Annotated in this window: 13 protein-coding genes and 3 pseudogenes; 11 read left to right on the forward strand and 5 right to left on the reverse strand. The window is 41.1% G+C overall.

What is annotated here, in order from left to right:
* From ACGEDC_RS17465 to ACGEDC_RS17495, 7 genes and pseudogenes are all read left to right on the forward strand, one after another.
* Positions 1-960 carry a beta-ketoacyl-ACP synthase III gene (locus tag ACGEDC_RS17465; RefSeq protein ID WP_394494725.1) on the forward strand — a complete coding sequence of 320 codons (960 nt, stop codon included), beginning with the start codon at positions 1-3 and terminating at the stop codon, positions 958-960.
* A gap of 124 nt (positions 961-1084) precedes the next feature.
* Positions 1085-2010 (forward strand): annotated as a pseudogene (gene fabD / locus ACGEDC_RS17470) (ACP S-malonyltransferase).
* Positions 2011-2031: 21 nt separating this feature from the next.
* Positions 2032-2766, forward strand: a complete 735-nt coding sequence (fabG, locus tag ACGEDC_RS17475) for a 3-oxoacyl-ACP reductase FabG (RefSeq protein ID WP_197495512.1) — start codon at positions 2032-2034, stop codon at positions 2764-2766.
* 159 nt (positions 2767-2925) lie between these two features.
* Positions 2926-3159 carry an acyl carrier protein gene (gene acpP / locus ACGEDC_RS17480; protein ID WP_011496723.1) on the forward strand — a complete coding sequence of 78 codons (234 nt, stop codon included), beginning with the start codon at positions 2926-2928 and terminating at the stop codon, positions 3157-3159.
* Between the two features lie 196 nt (positions 3160-3355).
* The gene (gene fabF / locus ACGEDC_RS17485; RefSeq protein WP_055024424.1) at positions 3356-4600 is read left to right on the forward strand and encodes a beta-ketoacyl-ACP synthase II; all 1245 of its coding nucleotides are present in this window, start codon (positions 3356-3358) and stop codon (positions 4598-4600) included.
* Between the two features lie 279 nt (positions 4601-4879).
* Positions 4880-5365, forward strand: coding sequence for an acyl-CoA thioesterase (locus ACGEDC_RS17490; RefSeq protein WP_055024425.1), 486 nt, complete (start codon positions 4880-4882; stop codon positions 5363-5365).
* Positions 5366-5418: 53 nt separating this feature from the next.
* Positions 5419-6291: an NAD(P)-dependent oxidoreductase gene (locus ACGEDC_RS17495; RefSeq protein WP_282166820.1), complete on the forward strand. Its 873-nt coding sequence runs from the start codon at positions 5419-5421 to the stop codon at positions 6289-6291.
* 132 nt (positions 6292-6423) lie between these two features.
* Here ACGEDC_RS17495 and ACGEDC_RS17500 read toward each other — a convergent pair.
* Positions 6424-7930, reverse strand: a pseudogene (locus ACGEDC_RS17500) (methyl-accepting chemotaxis protein).
* A 400-nt stretch (positions 7931-8330) separates the two neighbouring features.
* Between ACGEDC_RS17500 and pheS the strand changes: the two are divergent.
* From pheS to lpxM, 4 genes are all read left to right on the forward strand, one after another.
* Positions 8331-9314 carry a phenylalanine--tRNA ligase subunit alpha gene (pheS, locus tag ACGEDC_RS17505; protein WP_055024428.1) on the forward strand — a complete coding sequence of 328 codons (984 nt, stop codon included), beginning with the start codon at positions 8331-8333 and terminating at the stop codon, positions 9312-9314.
* Positions 9315-9329: 15 nt separating this feature from the next.
* Positions 9330-11717 (forward strand): phenylalanine--tRNA ligase subunit beta, encoded by a 2388-nt coding sequence (gene pheT, locus ACGEDC_RS17510; RefSeq protein ID WP_394494731.1) that lies wholly within the window; start codon positions 9330-9332, stop codon positions 11715-11717.
* A 4-nt stretch (positions 11718-11721) separates the two neighbouring features.
* A complete protein-coding gene (ihfA, locus tag ACGEDC_RS17515) occupies positions 11722-12021 on the forward strand; it encodes an integration host factor subunit alpha (protein ID WP_055024430.1) in 300 nt (99 codons plus the stop codon).
* Between the two features lie 194 nt (positions 12022-12215).
* Complete coding sequence (gene lpxM, locus ACGEDC_RS17520) at positions 12216-13151, forward strand: lauroyl-Kdo(2)-lipid IV(A) myristoyltransferase (RefSeq protein ID WP_080915538.1); 936 nt, start codon at positions 12216-12218, stop codon at positions 13149-13151.
* An 84-nt stretch (positions 13152-13235) separates the two neighbouring features.
* On the opposite strand, the gene ACGEDC_RS17525 is transcribed toward lpxM, so the two are convergent.
* The 4 genes and pseudogenes from ACGEDC_RS17525 to mnmA all read right to left on the reverse strand — a co-directional run bounded on the left by ACGEDC_RS17525 (position 13236) and on the right by mnmA (position 17592).
* A complete protein-coding gene (locus tag ACGEDC_RS17525) occupies positions 13236-14366 on the reverse strand; it encodes a JmjC domain-containing protein (RefSeq protein WP_394494734.1) in 1131 nt (376 codons plus the stop codon).
* A 71-nt stretch (positions 14367-14437) separates the two neighbouring features.
* Positions 14438-15808, reverse strand: coding sequence for an adenylosuccinate lyase (purB, locus tag ACGEDC_RS17530; RefSeq protein WP_394494736.1), 1371 nt, complete (start codon positions 15806-15808; stop codon positions 14438-14440).
* Between the two features lie 40 nt (positions 15809-15848).
* Positions 15849-16470, reverse strand: a pseudogene (gene hflD, locus ACGEDC_RS17535) (high frequency lysogenization protein HflD).
* A gap of 3 nt (positions 16471-16473) precedes the next feature.
* Positions 16474-17592 carry a tRNA 2-thiouridine(34) synthase MnmA gene (gene mnmA, locus ACGEDC_RS17540; RefSeq protein WP_080915539.1) on the reverse strand — a complete coding sequence of 373 codons (1119 nt, stop codon included), beginning with the start codon at positions 17590-17592 and terminating at the stop codon, positions 16474-16476.
* Between the last annotated feature and the right edge of the window lie 120 nt (positions 17593-17712).

Below are 17712 nucleotides of genomic sequence, written 5' to 3' on the forward strand. Positions count from 1 at the left end.
ATGCATACAAAAATTCTCGGAACTGGTAGTTATCTACCGGTGCAAGTTCGTAGTAATCACGATCTAGAAAAAATGGTTGAAACTTCAGATCAATGGATTGTGGAGCGTACAGGAATATCTGAACGCCGCATTGCTGCTGAAGATGAAACTGTGACCACGATGGGGTATCAAGCAGCATTACAGGCATTAGAAATGGCCGGTGTTGAGGCCAGTGAGCTTGATATGATTGTTTGTGGTACTACGAGCGCAAGTAATGCTTTTCCTGCTGCCGCATGTGAAATACAAAAATTATTAGGCATTCACACCATTCCTGCTTTTGATATTGCCGCTGCGTGTTCAGGCTTTGTTTATGCATTATCTGTAGCTGATCAGTTTGTTAAAACCGGTGCAGCAAAGAAAGTATTGGTCATAGGTGCTGATGTGTTATCACGTCTGTGTGATCCTGAAGATAGGACCACAGTGATTTTATTTGGTGACGGCGCTGGTGCTGCCGTGATTGGTGCAAGTGAACAACCCGGTATTATTTCAACGCACATATATGCAGATGGCCGTCAGGGCGATTTATTAAAGTGTTCATTCCCACCAAGAGCAGCAGAGTCGTCAGAAGCCGTTAGCTTCATGACAATGAAAGGGAATGATGTATTCAAATTTGCTGTCACTCAGCTATCACATGTTGTAACTGAAACCTTGCGAATTAACAATATCGATAAATCTGAGATTGATTGGTTAGTACCTCATCAAGCTAACTTCAGAATTATCAAAGCAACAGCTAAAAAGTTGGATATGAATTTAGACAAAGTCGTATTGACCTTAGCAAAGCATGGCAATACTTCTGCTGCATCAGTGCCTATTGCATTGGATGAAGCAGTAAGAGATGGTCGAATTCAACGTGGTCAGCTTATATTACTTGAAGCATTCGGTGGCGGATTTGCTTGGGGTAGTGCATTAGTAAGATTCTAGATTTTTTGTAATATCACCAGTAAGCTACTAGACACCTAAAGACATAGATTTCTGTGTCTTTTTATTTATAGTATTGGTGAAGTTCTATTTCATTTTTCATGAACGAAAAAAGGTAATAATTATAATGGAAAATATGGCTTTCGTTTTTCCTGGACAAGGTTCACAAGCTGTTGGCATGTTAGCTGATCTTGCGGTTGAATTTCCCATTGTCACAGAAACTTTTTTCAAGCAAGTGCGGTTTTAGGTTACGACTTATGGGCGTTAACACAAGATGGTCCTGCTGAAAAACTTAATGAAACAGATAAAACTCAACCTGCATTATTAACAGCAAGTGTTGCTATTTGGCGTGCGTATGAAGCAAGTGGTGCAGCTAAGCCTGCATTACTAGCAGGTCACAGTTTGGGTGAGTACTCAGCGCTAGTTTGCGGTGGCGTAATAGCATTTGAAGACGCAGTGAAATTAGTTGAGCTGCGTGGCCAATTAATGCAACAAGCGGTTCCTGCTGGGACAGGGGCAATGTTTGCTGTAATTGGTCTTGATAACGATTCAATTGCAAAAGCCTGTGAAGAGTCTGCCAATGGTGCAGTCGTCAGTCCGGTAAACTTTAACAGCCCAGGCCAAGTGGTTATAGCTGGTGAAAAAGAAGCAACTGAAAGAGCTGCAGCAGCATGTAAAGCTGCTGGTGCTAAAATGGCTGTTGCACTACCTGTCAGTGTGCCTTCACATTGTGCGCTTATGAAACCTGCGGCAGAAAAGCTTGCTGCTGCACTTGAAGCTATTACGTTTAATGAGCCAACGATCAATGTTATCAATAACGTTGATGTTGCTGCTCCTACGTCAGAGTCAGATATAAAAGATGCGTTAGTACGCCAATTATATTGCCCAGTGCGCTGGAGCGAAACAATTGAGTTTATTGCTTCTCAAGGTGTTACTGAACTTGTTGAAATGGGACCTGGAAAGGTACTAACAGGGTTAACAAAAAGAATAAATAAATCGTTAAAGGGGCAAGCTGTGAATAATGCTGCGTCTTTATCTGCTTTAATCCAATAAGGAAAAGACATGAGCATTAGCATGAATTTAACAGGCAAAGTAGCTTTAGTTACAGGTGCAAGCCGTGGTATCGGCCGCGCTATATCAGAAACTCTGGTTGAAGCTGGCGCTGTAGTTATTGGTACAGCAACAAGTGAGAAAGGTGCTGCAGCAATTCAAGATTACCTTGGTGATAAAGGTCATGGTTTAGTTTTAAACGTCACCGATAGTGAGTCAGTTGCGCAATTATTCACCCAGATCAAAGAAAAAGCCGGTGATGTTGATATTCTGATTAACAATGCGGGTATTACTCGTGATAATTTATTGATGAGAATGAAAGATGATGAGTGGCAAGATATCGTTGACACCAATTTGACTTCACTGTTTAGATTATCTAAACCTGTTATGCGTTCTATGATGAAAAAACGTAATGGCCGCATTATTAATATTGGCTCAGTTGTAGGTACAATGGGCAATGCAGGGCAAGTAAATTACTCTGCGGCAAAAGCTGGATTGATCGGATTTACAAAATCTCTTGCTAGAGAGGTTGCATCTCGTCAAATAACAGTTAATGCTATTGCACCAGGTTTCATTCAAACTGATATGACTGATGAGCTAAATGAAGAGCAACAACAAGCCATTATGTCTCAAGTTCCAATGGAACGTTTAGGACAAGCACAAGAAATTGCTAATGCTGTTTTATTCTTGGCATCTGACTCAGCTGCATACATAACAGGTGAAACCCTGCATGTAAATGGCGGAATGTACATGGTTTAATCGCCTTTTATGGCAACGACTTTATTGAATCTCGTTTGATATCAAAGTATGATAATTTTCGTGGTTAGACCACGAAAACTAAGCTTGCATTGTCAGCTGGATCGAATAAACTACTCGCAATCTTACGCAAGTGTGTAATTTGAATAGGAAAGAAAACTAATGAGCAACATCGAAGAACGTGTAAAGAAAATCATCATTGAGCAACTTGGCGTTAAAGAAGAAGACGTTAAATCAGCTGCATCATTCGTAGACGATTTAGGTGCAGATTCTCTGGACACTGTTGAATTGGTTATGGCTCTAGAAGAAGAGTTTGACACCGAGATCCCTGATGAAGAAGCTGAAAAGATCACTACTGTTCAAGCAGCGATCGATTACGTTTCAAAGAATCAGTAATCCCAGATTTACAAAAACAGGTGGCATTTATGCCGCCTGTTTTTGTTTCTGAAGTCGATTTTTTCGACTAGACTTATTTTCAACGCGTTAATCCTTCTGTTCGATTCTTATCTGCCCAATTAACCTTGTTTGTTGGTGATGGATTAACCAATTATCTTTATTTGGCTTATGCCTATTTATTTCAAAGGTGAATACTGTGTCTAAACGTCGTGTCGTGATTACAGGCCTAGGACTAGTTACTCCAGTGGGTAACGATGTTGATACTTCTTGGCAGTCTTTATTAGCGGGTAAAAGTGGTATTGCACCCATAACTAAATTTGATGCATCTGAATACGGAACTCGTTTCAGCGGTTCAGTAAAAGACTTTGACGTCGAACAGTACTTATCACGCAAAGATGCGCGCAAAATGGATTTATTTATCCAATACGGTATGGCTGCTGGTATTCAAGCCATGAACGATGCCGGTTTGGATATGTCACAAGAAAACCCTGCAAGAGTGGGTACCGCGATTGGCGCGGGTATGGGCGGAATGCCATTAATCGAACAAAACCATGCCGCATTATTAAAGTCTGGTCCTCGTAAAGTGTCTCCATTTTTTGTGCCGAGTACCATTATCAACATGATCTCAGGTCACTTATCAATAAAATATGGTATGACAGGCCCGAACTTTGCTGTAACAACAGCTTGTACTACAGGTGTCCACAATATCGGTTTTGCAGCGCGTACAATCGCCTACGGTGATGCAGATGTCATGGTTGCTGGCGGCGCAGAGGATGTGACTTGTCCATTAGCTGTTGCCGGGTTTGGTTCAGCAAAAGCATTATCAACACGCAATGATGACCCAACGGCAGCAAGTCGTCCATGGGATAAAGACCGTGACGGTTTTGTTATTGGTGACGGCGCTGGTGTAATGGTTATGGAAGAATACGAACATGCCAAAGCACGTGGTGCAAAAATCTATGCTGAGTTAGTTGGTTTTGGTATGAGTGGTGATGCATTCCACATGACATCACCTCCAGCTGATGGTGCAGGCGCTGCAGCAGCAATGGAAAATGCCATCAATGATGCGCAAATTGACAATGAAAAAGTGGGCTACATCAATGCCCATGGCACTTCAACTCCTGCTGGAGATAAAGCAGAAGCTGCAGCGGTTAAGTCAGTATTTGGTGAACATGCTTATAATTTATTAGTCAGCTCCACTAAATCTATGACAGGACACTTGCTCGGTGCTGCGGGTTCTGTAGAAGCCATTGTGACCATTCTTGCTTTACGAGATCAAATCGTACCGCCAACCATTAATCTTGATAATCCTGATGAAGGTTGTGATTTAGATTTTGTGCCTCACACTGCTAAAGCGCATCGTTTTGACTATGCATTATGTAATTCATTTGGCTTTGGCGGCACCAACGGTTCGCTTTTATTTAAAAAAGGCGATGCGTAAAGCGTGCAAAGTTAGTGTGTTACTTTAATTAAAAGTGTGAATAAGCAGTAACTCTGGTTACTGCTTTTTTTGGCCTGCTTTTTACTATAACGACCGTTTTTAAGTTTATTTTACTTATAGGCCTCACTTTCAGAATTAAAATGAAGAATGTTTGATTTATTGCGGTTTAAATTATAATTATTCATTCAATCGAGATATTTATTTAAACTTAGGCGTTTTTAACCACTTCTGATTAGAAATATCGTAAACTGGCGACAGTGCATAAAATTAGGAGGCATAATGGCCGGAGTAGACAGAGAAATTACATTACGATTTTTAGCAGAACCAGCAGATGTCAATTTTGGCGGCAAAGTCCATGGTGGCGCCGTGATGAAATGGATTGATTTGGCAGCCTATGCAGGCGCAGCAGGTTGGAGCGGTAAATACTGTATTACTGTTTATGCAGGCGGTATCAGGTTCGTAAAACCGATTCATGTGGGTAATATTGTTGAAGTCAGCGCCAAAGTTATTTATACCGGCACATCTTCTATGCATTTAGGTATTGATGTAAAAGCTGGCGATCCTAAAGAACCTGAACGTCACTTAACGACTCATTGTATTGTGATTATGGTTGCAGTAGACGATGACGGTAAACCGACTTCCGTACCTGAATGGATCCCGGAAACTGAGGATGATATTCGATTACGAGATTCTGCACTAAGATTGATGGACATGCGTAAACGCATTGGCGCAGAAATGGAAGCCCATGTAAAACCAGCGCTTTAAAGGTTACAATCAATACGTTTTCATCTCATAAATAACAATGATAAGGGAAAGGTATGGCAAAGGTCGCTTTTATTGGTTTAGGTGTAATGGGTTATCCAATGGCGGGGCATCTGGTAAAACAGGGGCATCAAGTGACGGTTTATAATCGTACTACGGCCAAAGCAGAGCAATGGACTAAAGATTACACAGGCCAATTAGCGTTGACACCCAAGTTAGCCGCAGAAGATCAAGACATCGTATTTACTTGTGTTGGCAATGACGAAGACTTAAAACAAGTTATTCTTGGCGAAAATGGTGTTATTCATGGTATTGCTGATGGCGCTATTTTAGTTGATCACACGACAGCTTCAGCTGATGTTGCTCGAGATATTTCGGCCATATTAGCAAGTAAAAATATCGAGTTTATGGATGCACCTGTATCTGGCGGTCAAGCTGGCGCTGAGAATGGCGTGTTGACTGTGATGATGGGTGGAAAACAAAACGTATTCGAACAAGTCAAACCTGTTATTGATGCCTACAGTCGTTGTGCTGAGCTTTTAGGTGAAGTCGGGGCCGGTCAATTAACAAAAATGGTTAATCAAATTTGTATTGCGGGTGTGGTTCAGGGCTTAGCCGAAGGATTACATTTTGCTAAAAGTGCTGGGCTTGATGGATTAAAAGTTGTAGAGGTGATCAGCAAAGGCGCTGCGCAAAGCTGGCAAATGGAAAATCGTTACCAAACCATGTGGCAGGGTGAATATGATTTTGGCTTTGCTATTGATTGGATGCGTAAAGATTTAGGCATTGCACTTGCTGAAGGGCGTAAAAATGGCAGCCATTTACCAGTGACTGCATTAGTTGATCAATTCTACTCAGAAGTACAAGCAATGAAAGGTAACCGCTGGGATACCTCAAGTTTGCTAGCAAGACTTGAAAAAAACCGTTAACAGTCATTATTTACGTTTGACATAAAAGCGCGTTAACTGAATTGTTAACGCGCTTTTTCGTTTATGGTGCTTTTTATAAAGTTCTTTTTAATTAAAGGCTTTGTTAAAGACGTTTTATCAAATTAAGAGGTGTTAAACCTTCAAACCTATCATCAACTTATCTAACGCTTCAGCGGTGCGATTAAGTTCATCACAACCAGACACGGACATATTGGCCGCTTCTTCAACGTTATGAGATTGGTTCCTGATTTCCATCAAGTTTGATGCAATTTCGTTTGCTACTGCTGATTGTTCCTCTGCAGAAGTGGCAATTAACACACTCATTTCAAATACTTTACCACTGTGATGAGCAATACTTGCTAAATCCTCACCTGTTTGAAGTACATGTTTCTTGCCTTCTTCAGCCTGCTCAACGGTGCGAGACATCACTTGAGTAAGGTTTTGTGAGCCAGACTGTAATGCTTCAATCATGGTTTTGATTTCAACTGTTGCAGATTGCGTGCGACCAGCAAGTGTTCTGACTTCATCAGCAACGACAGCAAAGCCTCTTCCTTGCTCTCCGGCTCTTGCTGCTTCAATTGCGGCATTCAGAGCGAGTAGGTTGGTTTGCTCAGAAATAGCATTAATTGTTGTAACAACAGCATCAATCTTACTGGCGTTATCATTTAATACATTAACAGCATCAGATGCGTCAGCAATTTCTGTTGACAATAAATCAATGGCTTGCACCGTTGTGGCAATGTCTTCAGAGCCTGCGGTAACTTGATTATTTGCCTCTTGTGTCTCTGATGACGATTGCTCTGCGTTTCGGGCAACTTCTTTTACTGCAGCTGTCATTTCTTCCATCGCAGTCGCTAATGAATCTAAATGTTGGCGCTGATTCACTGCTACAGATTGACCGTCCTCAGCAGTTGCTCTAAACGATTGTACAACCTGCCTTATTTGCTCTGTTGCCTGTGACATTTGTAAGACAAGTTTATGTTGCCTGTCTACTAACGTATCGACACTAATTGCTAATAAACTAAACTCATCAGGTACTTCAAAAAAGTTTAATCGACTACTCAAATCACCGTCTGCTGCGCGTCTCAATGCCATTACTGTGGTATACAATGCACCACCTATGAAGGTTGAAATATAGTAAGAAAAAAGCAAAATGATGATGATGATTACAGCGGTTAAAGCATAGGCTAAGCTATTATTTTTACCAGCTTTTTTCTATATTGCTATGAGGGATTAATGTGGTGATGACAATATCGTAATTATTAATGTTACTCAGCACTTCAAATCCAGCTGCTGTTTCAATTGAGCCACCACCTTGACGCGCCATTTGTTGAGCTTGGTGGCCTAATGATGAAACATTGACAGCGTTACTATTGCCGTTGATATTTGATAAAAAGGTTTGTTTTTGTTCTTCATTAAGCAAGTCTAGTGCGACTTCTACAGCGTGGTTATAAGTGTTATTGAGCGCGATAGCTTCATCTATTTCTGCTTCTGCTAACGTCGTTTTAAAACTAGTGGTTAACGCTATCGTAAGTAACAAAATCAGTAAAATTGGCACCATGGCCAAAATGGTGAATTTTGCCTTTATTGTTAGTTTTATTAAAAATTGGTCAATCCATCTAAATTTTACTTCTTTCATGTACGCCTCTACATAATATGACTCGCTACTAATGTATATCGGATCTTGTTCGGTAAACTTTAGTTGGATTATAAATGGCTGGCTTTTTGCTCATATTTTATGGTGGAGTCAAGATAGAAGCTGTTGTGAATTGCTTAAGTTTGATGTGAGATTTATGTGTCAATACAATCCATTAAACATATACATGACTTGATGAGCTAAAAGCGTATAAATACTCAATTTTACTGCCTTAAATTGTAATAAATGCTAGTAAAATTAACCTAGCTCACGTAAAATTCCATCTTTTGTTTTAACCCCATGCTCTAAGTGTAAAGCGTGCTTTAACACTAAGACTAATAATGTCGCCTGAACCTTAGGCGCCCTAACGCATTTGATATGCAAGAATGCAGTGGAAGATATAATGCAGCAGTTAACTGAGATCGTAGAACAAGCCTTAGAAGTGATAGGTAAGGCCAGTGATCTAAAGGCATTGGATGATATCCGTGTCGATTACCTTGGTAAGAAAGGTAAAATCACTGACATGATGAAATTAATGGGCAGCTTAAGCCCAGCAGAAAAGCCTGCTTTTGGACAAGCAGTCAACCAAGCTAAACAAGCTGTACAGAAAGAACTTTCTGCACGCATTGAAGGCTTAAAATCTGCGGAATTAGAAGCACAACTTATCGCTGAAAAAATCGATGTGACGCTACCCGGTCGTACAATTGAGATGGGTGGACTTCATCCTGTCACACGTACTATCGAACGTATCGAAACTTTCTTTGGTGAACTTGGTTTCTCAGTTAAGAATGGTCCTGAAATTGAAGATGACTTCCATAACTTCGATGCACTAAATATTTCAGAACATCATCCTGCACGTGCCGATCACGATACCTTTTATTTTAACCCTAAAGTCATGCTACGCACGCAGACTTCAGGTGTTCAAATCCGCACGATGGAACATGAAAAACCACCATTACGTATTATTTCTCCAGGCCGTGTTTATCGTAATGACTACGATCAGACTCATACGCCAATGTTCCACCAAGTTGAAGGCTTGTTAGTGGATGAAAAAGTTAACTTTGCAGAGCTAAAAGGCATTTTACATGACTTTTTACGCAACTTTTTCGAGGAAGATTTGCAAGTTCGTTTCCGCCCATCTTACTTCCCGTTCACTGAGCCATCAGCTGAAGTTGATGTAATGGGTAAAAACGGTAAATGGTTGGAAGTATTAGGTTGTGGCATGGTACATCCTAATGTGCTTCGCAGTGTCGGTATCGACCCTGAAAAATACTCTGGTTTTGCTTTTGGTATGGGTGTTGAGCGTTTAACGATGCTGCGTTATGGCGTTAACGACCTACGTGCCTTCTTCGAAAACGATTTACGTTTTCTTAAGCAATTCAAATAACGGAGCAATAAACAGATGAAATTCAGTGAATCTTGGCTTCGTGAATGGGTTAACCCATCAGTAAGCCGTGAAGACTTATCTCACCAAATCACTATGGCAGGTCTTGAAGTAGATGGCGTAGATGCAGTAGCGGGTGAGTTTAGTGGTGTCGTTGTGGGTGAAGTGGTTGAATGTGGCCAACACCCAGATGCAGACAAATTACGTGTAACAAAAATTAACGTAGGTGATGAAGAACTTATCGACATCGTCTGTGGCGCGCCTAATTGCCGCTTAGGGTTAAAAGTTGCGGCTGCTATGGTAGGCGCAGTGCTTCCTGGCGATTTCAAAATTAAAAAAGCTAAATTACGTGGCCAACCATCATTTGGTATGTTGTGTTCGTACGGTGAATTAGGTATCGACATCGAAAGTGATGGCATTATCGAATTACCAGCAGATGCACCTATTGGCAAAGATGTGCGTGAATACCTAGATCTTAACGATGCGGTTATTGATGTAGATTTAACGGCAAACCGTGCTGACTGTCTTGGTATGGCAGGTCTTGCTCGTGAAGTTGGTGTATTAAATCGTGAGACTGTGACAGAGCCTACATGGGAAGCTGTGACAGCTACAATCGACGATAAAGTGGCAATTAATGTTATTGCTGATGAAGCATGTCCTCGATACTTAGGTCGTGTGGTTAAGAATGTTAACCTTGCTGCCGCAACCCCATTATGGATGCAAGAAAAATTACGCCGTAGTGGTATTCGCTCAATTGATCCAATCGTTGATATCACCAACTACGTCTTGATTGAGTACGGTCAGCCAATGCATGCGTTTGATTTAGCAACGCTAACTGGTGCGATTCAAGTACGTTTAAGTGATGGTGTAGAAAAGCTGACATTGCTTGATGGCAATGAAGTGACTGTACCTGATGACACTTTAGTTATTGCTGATGACATTGGTTCTATAGCGTTGGCTGGTGTGTTTGGCGGCGAAAAAACAGGTGTGACTGAGAAGACTCAAGATATCCTATTAGAGTGTGCATTCTTTGCTCCGCTTGCGATCATGGGTAAATCACGCCGCTTAGGTCTACATACCGATGCTTCACATCGTTTTGAGCGCGGTGTTGACCCAGAACTACAACACAAAGTAATGGATCGTGCTACTCGCCTTGTATTAGATATTTGTGGCGGCGAAGCTGGCCCTGTGGAAGAAGCTGTTACAGAAGCAAATTTACCTAAGCCGGTTAACTTAACGCTACGTCGTAGCAAACTAGATAAGATTTTAGGTCATCATATCCCTGATACTGATGTGACTGAAATCCTTGAACGTTTAGGCTTCACCGTGACTGCCAAAGCCGACACATGGGACGTTGTTACTGCAACTTACCGTTTCGATATGGCGATTGAAGAAGATTTGATTGAAGAAGTTGCGCGGATTTATGGATACAACAATATCCCGAATATTGCGCCTGTTGCTTCGTTAACCATGTCTGATCACAAAGAAGCAGATATTTCATTACGTAAAGTACGTAATGTGCTAGTCGCTCGTGGTTTCCAAGAGGCAGTGACGTATAGCTTTGTTGATCCTAAGCAGCAAAACCTTGTTCATCCTGACGCGCCAGCGATGATTCTACCGAACCCTATTTCAGTAGAAATGTCAGCAATGCGTTTATCTATGTTCACTGGACTATTAACGTCAGTAGGCTATAACCAAAGTCGTCAACAAGGTCGAGTGCGTTTATTCGAGACGGGTTTACGCTTTGTACCTGATGCCAAAGCAGATTCTGGTGTTAGACAAGAACCAATGATTGGTGCGGTAATTTCTGGTGTTCAAAACGACGAACATTGGTCTATGGACTCAAAAACTGTCGACTTCTTTGATTTAAAAGGTGATTTAGAATCAATTATCGGCTTGACAGTTTCAACTTCTGAATTTACTTTTAGAAGTGCAACACATTCTGCTCTTCACCCAGGGCAATGTGCTGAAATACTACGAAATAATCAAGTTATTGGTATCATTGGTGCTGTCCATCCTAGTTTGGAAAAGCCTTTTGGACTCAATGGCAAAACAATTATTTTTGAGTTAGAACTGGACGCTTTACTGCATGCCAGTTTGCCGCTAGCCCAGACTGTATCTAAGTTTCCTGCAAATCGACGTGATATTGCTGTTGTTGTTGATGAAGAAGTTTCTGCAACTAATGTTATGAATTTGATAAGAAAAGTTGGCGAAAATCAGTTGGTTGGCTTAAACTTGTTCGACGTATACCGAGGTAAAGGTGTAGAGGCTGGCAAAAAGAGCTTAGCAATCGCACTTACATTACAAGACATTACTCGTACACTTGAAGAAAAAGACATTACTGAAACAGTTGATTCAGTTGTCTCTGCACTTAAGACCGAGTTCAACGCATCGTTGAGGGATTAAAAGTATGGCACTTACCAAAGCCGAAATGGCAGAACATCTTTTTGAAACGCTGGGCATTAACAAACGTGTTGCCAAAGAGATGGTTGAGTCTTTCTTTGAAGAAATTAGAGAAGCTCTTGAAAGTGGTGAGCAGGTCAAGTTATCTGGCTTTGGAAACTTTGATCTGCGCGATAAGAATCAAAGACCGGGAAGGAACCCAAAAACTGGTGAAGATATTCCGATTTCAGCCCGTCGTGTTGTGACTTTCCGTCCAGGACAAAAGCTGAAAACTCGAGTAGAAGAATCTAACTCGGCTAAGAAATAATTTCGCTTTCGTTATAAAAGCCACTCTGAAGAGTGGCTTTTTTGTTTGTATATTTAGCAAAACATCAACGATTGTCGTGAATGGCGTTAAAATGTGTGCCGTTGGAATCATATAATTGGTATTATATGACGTTGAAACATTCCTTTTGTTTATATCGTTTTTTGTTCGTGTTGTTGTAATCTCTGAGGTTTCTTTTGGCTAGACAAGCAAAACATTTCGATCGTCGGTTCACTCTTTCCTTACTTCATCCAAGATATTGGGGCTCATGGTTAGCAATTGCTGTTTTATTTATTTTTGGCATCTTACCTGCCAGAGTACGTGATCCCATTTCTCGTTTACTGGCTAAGTTAGTGATGCGAATTGCTAAAAAACCTATTCAAGTGGCACGGATTAATATTCAAACGTGTTTTCCTGAAAAGTCTGCTGATGAAGTTGAGTCGCTAATTAAAGCAAACGTGGATATGTTTGTTTTAGCCTTGTTGTCACAAGCTGAGCTTTTGATTAGGTCGAATGAGCATATTAAACGTCGAGTGACGATAGCTGGTTATGAACATGTACAAGCTGCGAGGGACGCGGGCCAACCCATTATCTTTATTATGCCTCATGTTTGGCCGATTGATTATGCTGGGATCAGGTTAAATTTAGCATTACCAATGGTAACCATGGCGAAAGCCCACAGAAACGGTTTGTTTAACTGGTTTAGTAATCGCCTACGTAGTAGTCAAAAAGGGCGGGTTTACATGCGAGAAGCGGGTATACGCGCGTTAATCAGTGAATTACGTCAAGATAACAGTTTCTTTTACTTACCAGATGAAGACTTAGGACCCGAACAAAGTGTTTTTGCGCCTTTACTTGGAACGGAGAAAGCTACTTTGCCAGTGGTTGGCCGTCTTGCACAGGCGGGTAAGGCGAGGGTTATTCCTGTAAAGATTGGCTATGACACCGAGAAATATCAATTCAACTTAACATTAATGCCTGCAGTTGATGAGCAAGATATGGTGGGCAAGGATAATGAGGCCATCGCGCTTAATAAGATGGTGGAGCAAGTCATTATTGCTTACCCTGAGCAATACATGTGGTTTTTGAAGTTTTTAAAAACAAGGCCAAATGGTCAGTCTGAATTGTATTAGCAGTAACAATCGCTATTATACAAAAGGCGCTTAACCCAATGGGTAAGCGCCTTTTTTGTATTAATACTTCAAGACTTTTACACGCTATTCAGCGAAGTATAACCAACCTTGATTGACACATAATGTGAGTAATGTGATGACTGCGGGTAAATCTTTCCAGTTCAGTAAAACTGACTGACAGATGTGATGCTCGTTACTGATGATATCGATAATCTCACTCTCTATATTGTCAACGTTTATGGCTTCACCATTGATATAGATTTGTGCTTGTTTATCGTTTTCTAGTGACAGAATTTTGAGTCCACCGACGCGTTGTAAGCTTGCTCCGTCTTCAATGGCTTCAATCACATCTACTGAACTAATCGCTTGTTCAAATGGGTTAATGTCTAGCTCAAAACGGTTTTGGCTTAACATTTTCCCAAGCATTGTTTGATATTGGTTTGGATCGTTTGCCAGTTGGGCTAATAAATCCATAATCCCTTGTTGTTGTACTTGGCTTACTTGGCCTTTATTTGCGACTTCTTCATTCGAAGTAAAACGGTGTTGGCCACAATTATTGTCAATCAATGCATCAGCTAATTCTGTTAATAGTTCTTGTTGGCTTGGTGCTCTAAAACCGATGGAGTAACTCAATGCCAGTGACAATGTTTCGCCGCAGTGGGGAAAACCTGGTGGAATGTAAAGGATGTCACCTTTAGTTAATGCCACATCGATAATTGGCTCAAAGTCATCAACTAATGGGCTATTTATATCGCCGCCACGTTGTTTATGGTCGCCTCTATCGCCAACTTTCCAGCGACGTTCGCCTTCGCCTTGAATAATGAATACATCATAATTATCGATATGAGGTCCTACACCGCCTTTAGGTGTTGCAAAAGACACCATCAAATCATCAAAGCGCCAATCTGGTAAAAACCGGAATGCTTCAACAAAAGCTTGTGACTCAGGATACCAATGGTTAACTGCTTGTACTAATAATTGCCATCCGTCTTCGCCGTATTCGTCATAATCCTCAAAGGGACCTTGTATGACATTCCAACCATCCGATTTCGTTTGGACAATACGAGAAGAAATATCTTCTTCCATTGCCAAGCCTGCTAATTCATCGGCAGAAATTGGATCTTCAAAGGCATTAAAAGCATTTTTAATGACAATAGGCTTTTTTTGCCAAGTGTCTTTGACAAATGCTGCAGTATCAAAATTTAATGTATACATAGTCAATAAAAAGGCGACAGCTCTGCTGAGATGTCGCCATTCCTTAATTTAAACAGATTGCTGTTTATAAATTACTTTAACTCATCAACAAACGCTTCAGCGCGGCCGATGTAGTTAGCTGGTGTCATTGTTTTAAGTTCAGCTTTAACATTGTCAGGCAGCGCTAAACCATCAATGAATGTAGCAAGTTGTTCGCCATCAATACGCTTACCACGTGTTAACTCTTTTAATTTTTCATATGGCTTTTCGATACCGTAACGACGCATCACAGTTTGTACCGGTTCAGCCAGTACTTCCCAGTTCTTGTCTAATTCGGCACGTAAGTTTTCTTCATTCACTTCAAGCTTACTGATCCCTTTCATTGTTGCTTGATAAGCAATTAATGAATGAGCCATACCGACACCAAGGTTACGCAATACGGTTGAGTCCGTTAAGTCACGCTGCCATCTTGAAACAGGTAACTTAGCAGCAAGATGTTGCATAAGTGCGTTAGCAATACCAAGGTTACCCTCTGAGTTTTCAAAATCGATAGGGTTAACTTTATGTGGCATCGTAGAAGAACCAATTTCGCCAGCAATAGTACGTTGCTTAAAGTGACCTAATGCAATGTAGCCCCAGATATCACGATCGAAATCGATAAGAATAGTATTGAAACGAGCAACAGCATCAAATAGTTCAGCAATGTAATCATGCGGTTCGATTTGAGTGGTGTATGGGTTCCAGTTAATACCAAGGCTTGTTACAAAGCGTTGTGACAATTCATGCCAGTTAACTTCAGGGTAAGCAGAGATGTGTGCGTTGTAGTTACCAACAGCACCATTGATTTTACCCATGATTTCAACAGCGTTGATTTGGTTAAGTTGGCGTTCTAAACGAACTGCCACGTTTGCCATTTCTTTACCTAATGTAGAAGGTGATGCTGGTTGACCGTGTGTACGTGACATTAACGGTACAGATTTGTTTTCTGCCGCTAACTTTTTGATTGCATCAACAATTTCAAGACACTGAGGTGCTAATACTAAATCACGTGCTTCTTTAAGCATTAACGCATGAGATAGATTGTTAATGTCTTCAGAAGTACAAGCGAAGTGAACAAATTCGTCAATTTCAACTAACTCAGCGTTGTCTGCAATTTTTTCTTTAATGAAATATTCAACCGCTTTAACGTCGTGGTTGGTGGTTCTTTCAATTGTTTTAACGCGTAACGCGTCTTCTTCGCTGAAGTTATCCTTGATGCTATCCAGTAAAGTTAATGCTTCTTCGCTGAATGGCGGAACTTCTTCAATCTCTGGGCAACTAGAAAGTAGTTTTAACCAGTTAATTTCAACTTGAACACGGTATTTAGTTAAACCGAATTCGCTGAAAATGCCTCGTAAAGAGGTGGTTTTGCTACCATAACGACCGTCTATCGGAGAGATAGCAGTCAGTGCAGAAAGATCCATTTGAAGCTCCTTGATGAACTTTTGTTGTAGGGTGATACGATTAATTATTTTTACGGCTACTAATAGCAGTATCCACAATGGCTTTACGAGCAAAAACGAGGTGGCGACGTTTGCCTCCGAGTTGGCGCCATAAAACTGCACTACGCATAGCTGATAAAAGTAAAGCACGGATTTTTTGTTGTACTTGCGGTTGTTGCAAGCAAGCTGGATTACCAGAAATTTGTAATTTGGGGCCAAGCTCACTGATCACATCGCTGTATATGCTCGCTAAACTCGCAATGATTTGTTCATCGGTAATGGCGAAGTGATGTAATTGACGGTGCACTTGGTTGATACGTTCGGCTAGCATACCTAACCCATTTGCTGAGCGAGCGAGCTTACGTTCTAATGCGAGCATCCCAACCAGGTAGCGAGTGGTTTCAACATCTTTGCTGTTGCCATCACCTAACTGATTCTCAATCAGTTGGTACCCTTTATTGAGTGCTTGTTTATCTTGATAAATTTCTGAGAACAGAATCTGGGTCAGTCACCATAATGGTGTTCAGACTCGCAGCAAGAGCTGTTTCGTCTGAATCGCCATGACGCGCGAGATGTTGAACTTGAGCAATCGCTTGTAAAATACCTGCAAACGCCATAGTGCGTTCAAATAATACTTGGCTCACGCTCTATCCTCTAATTAGTGTATCGATAATACCGCCGCCTAAGCAGACTTCACCATCATAAAAAACAGCAGACTGACCAGGAGTTACAGCAGCTACTGGCTCATCAAATATCACGCTAATTTTGTCATCACCTTCAGTCGTCACGGTGCAGTTAACATCTTGCTGACGGTAACGTGTTTTCACGGTTATCTTAGCTGGTGAACTTGGGCCTTTGCGGTCAACCCAATGAAGTTGACTTACTGTCATGCCATTTGACATCAGGCGAGGGTGGTTTCCACCTTGGCCGACAATTAAAACATTACGCAATAAGTCTTTTTCAACTACGTACCAAGGATCGTCATTACTGTTTTTCATGCCACCAATGCCAAGCCCTTTACGTTGACCTAGCGTGTGATACATCAAACCTTGGTGGGTTCCGATGACTTCACCTTCAGCGGTTTCAATATCACCAGGTTGCGCTGGTAAATATGTACCTAAAAAGTCAGTGAACTTTCTTTCACCGATAAAACAGATACCTGTACTGTCTTTTTTATCATGGGTAATTAAGCCCATTTCTTTGGCGATATCACGAACTTGAAATTTTTCTAGTTCGCCGACGGGAAATAAACTTTTAGCGACTTGTTTGTCGCTTAAGGTATACAAGAAGTAGCTTTGATCTTTGTTGTTATCAATACCACGTAGCATTTGAGTGGTACCGTCTTCGTTATCACGGCGGCGAACGTAATGTCCCATCGCAATAAAGTCAGCATCTAAAATTTCATCTGCAAATTCTAAAAATGCTTTAAATTTGATTTCTTTGTTGCACATAATATCCGGGTTAGGAGTACGACCTGCTTTATATTCAGCAAGGAAGTGCTCAAATACGTTGTCCCAGTATTCAGAGGCGAAGTTAACTGTATGAAGCTTAATGCCTAGCTTGTCACATACTGCCTGCGCATCTTTTAAATCTTCAGCTGCGAGACAATATTCATCCGTGTCATCTTCTTCCCAGTTCTTCATAAACAATCCCTCAACCTGATATCCTTGCTGTTGGAGCAAGTATGCAGAAACTGAAGAATCTACACCGCCGGACATGCCTACGATGACTTTTTTACCATTTGAATCGGGATTGATTGATGTCATAAAACCTAAAAACCAGTGAAATTACGGATACAAGAGATGAACATGTGGTCGAGTCGAGTGCTTTTCAAGTCAACAAACCCAGTCTTTATTCGTAGATAAATACCTTACGAAAATCTCTAA

The sequence above is a fragment of the Shewanella sp. ENK2 genome (assembly GCF_043568515.1).
Taxonomy (GTDB): Bacteria; Pseudomonadota; Gammaproteobacteria; order Enterobacterales; family Shewanellaceae; genus Shewanella; species Shewanella japonica.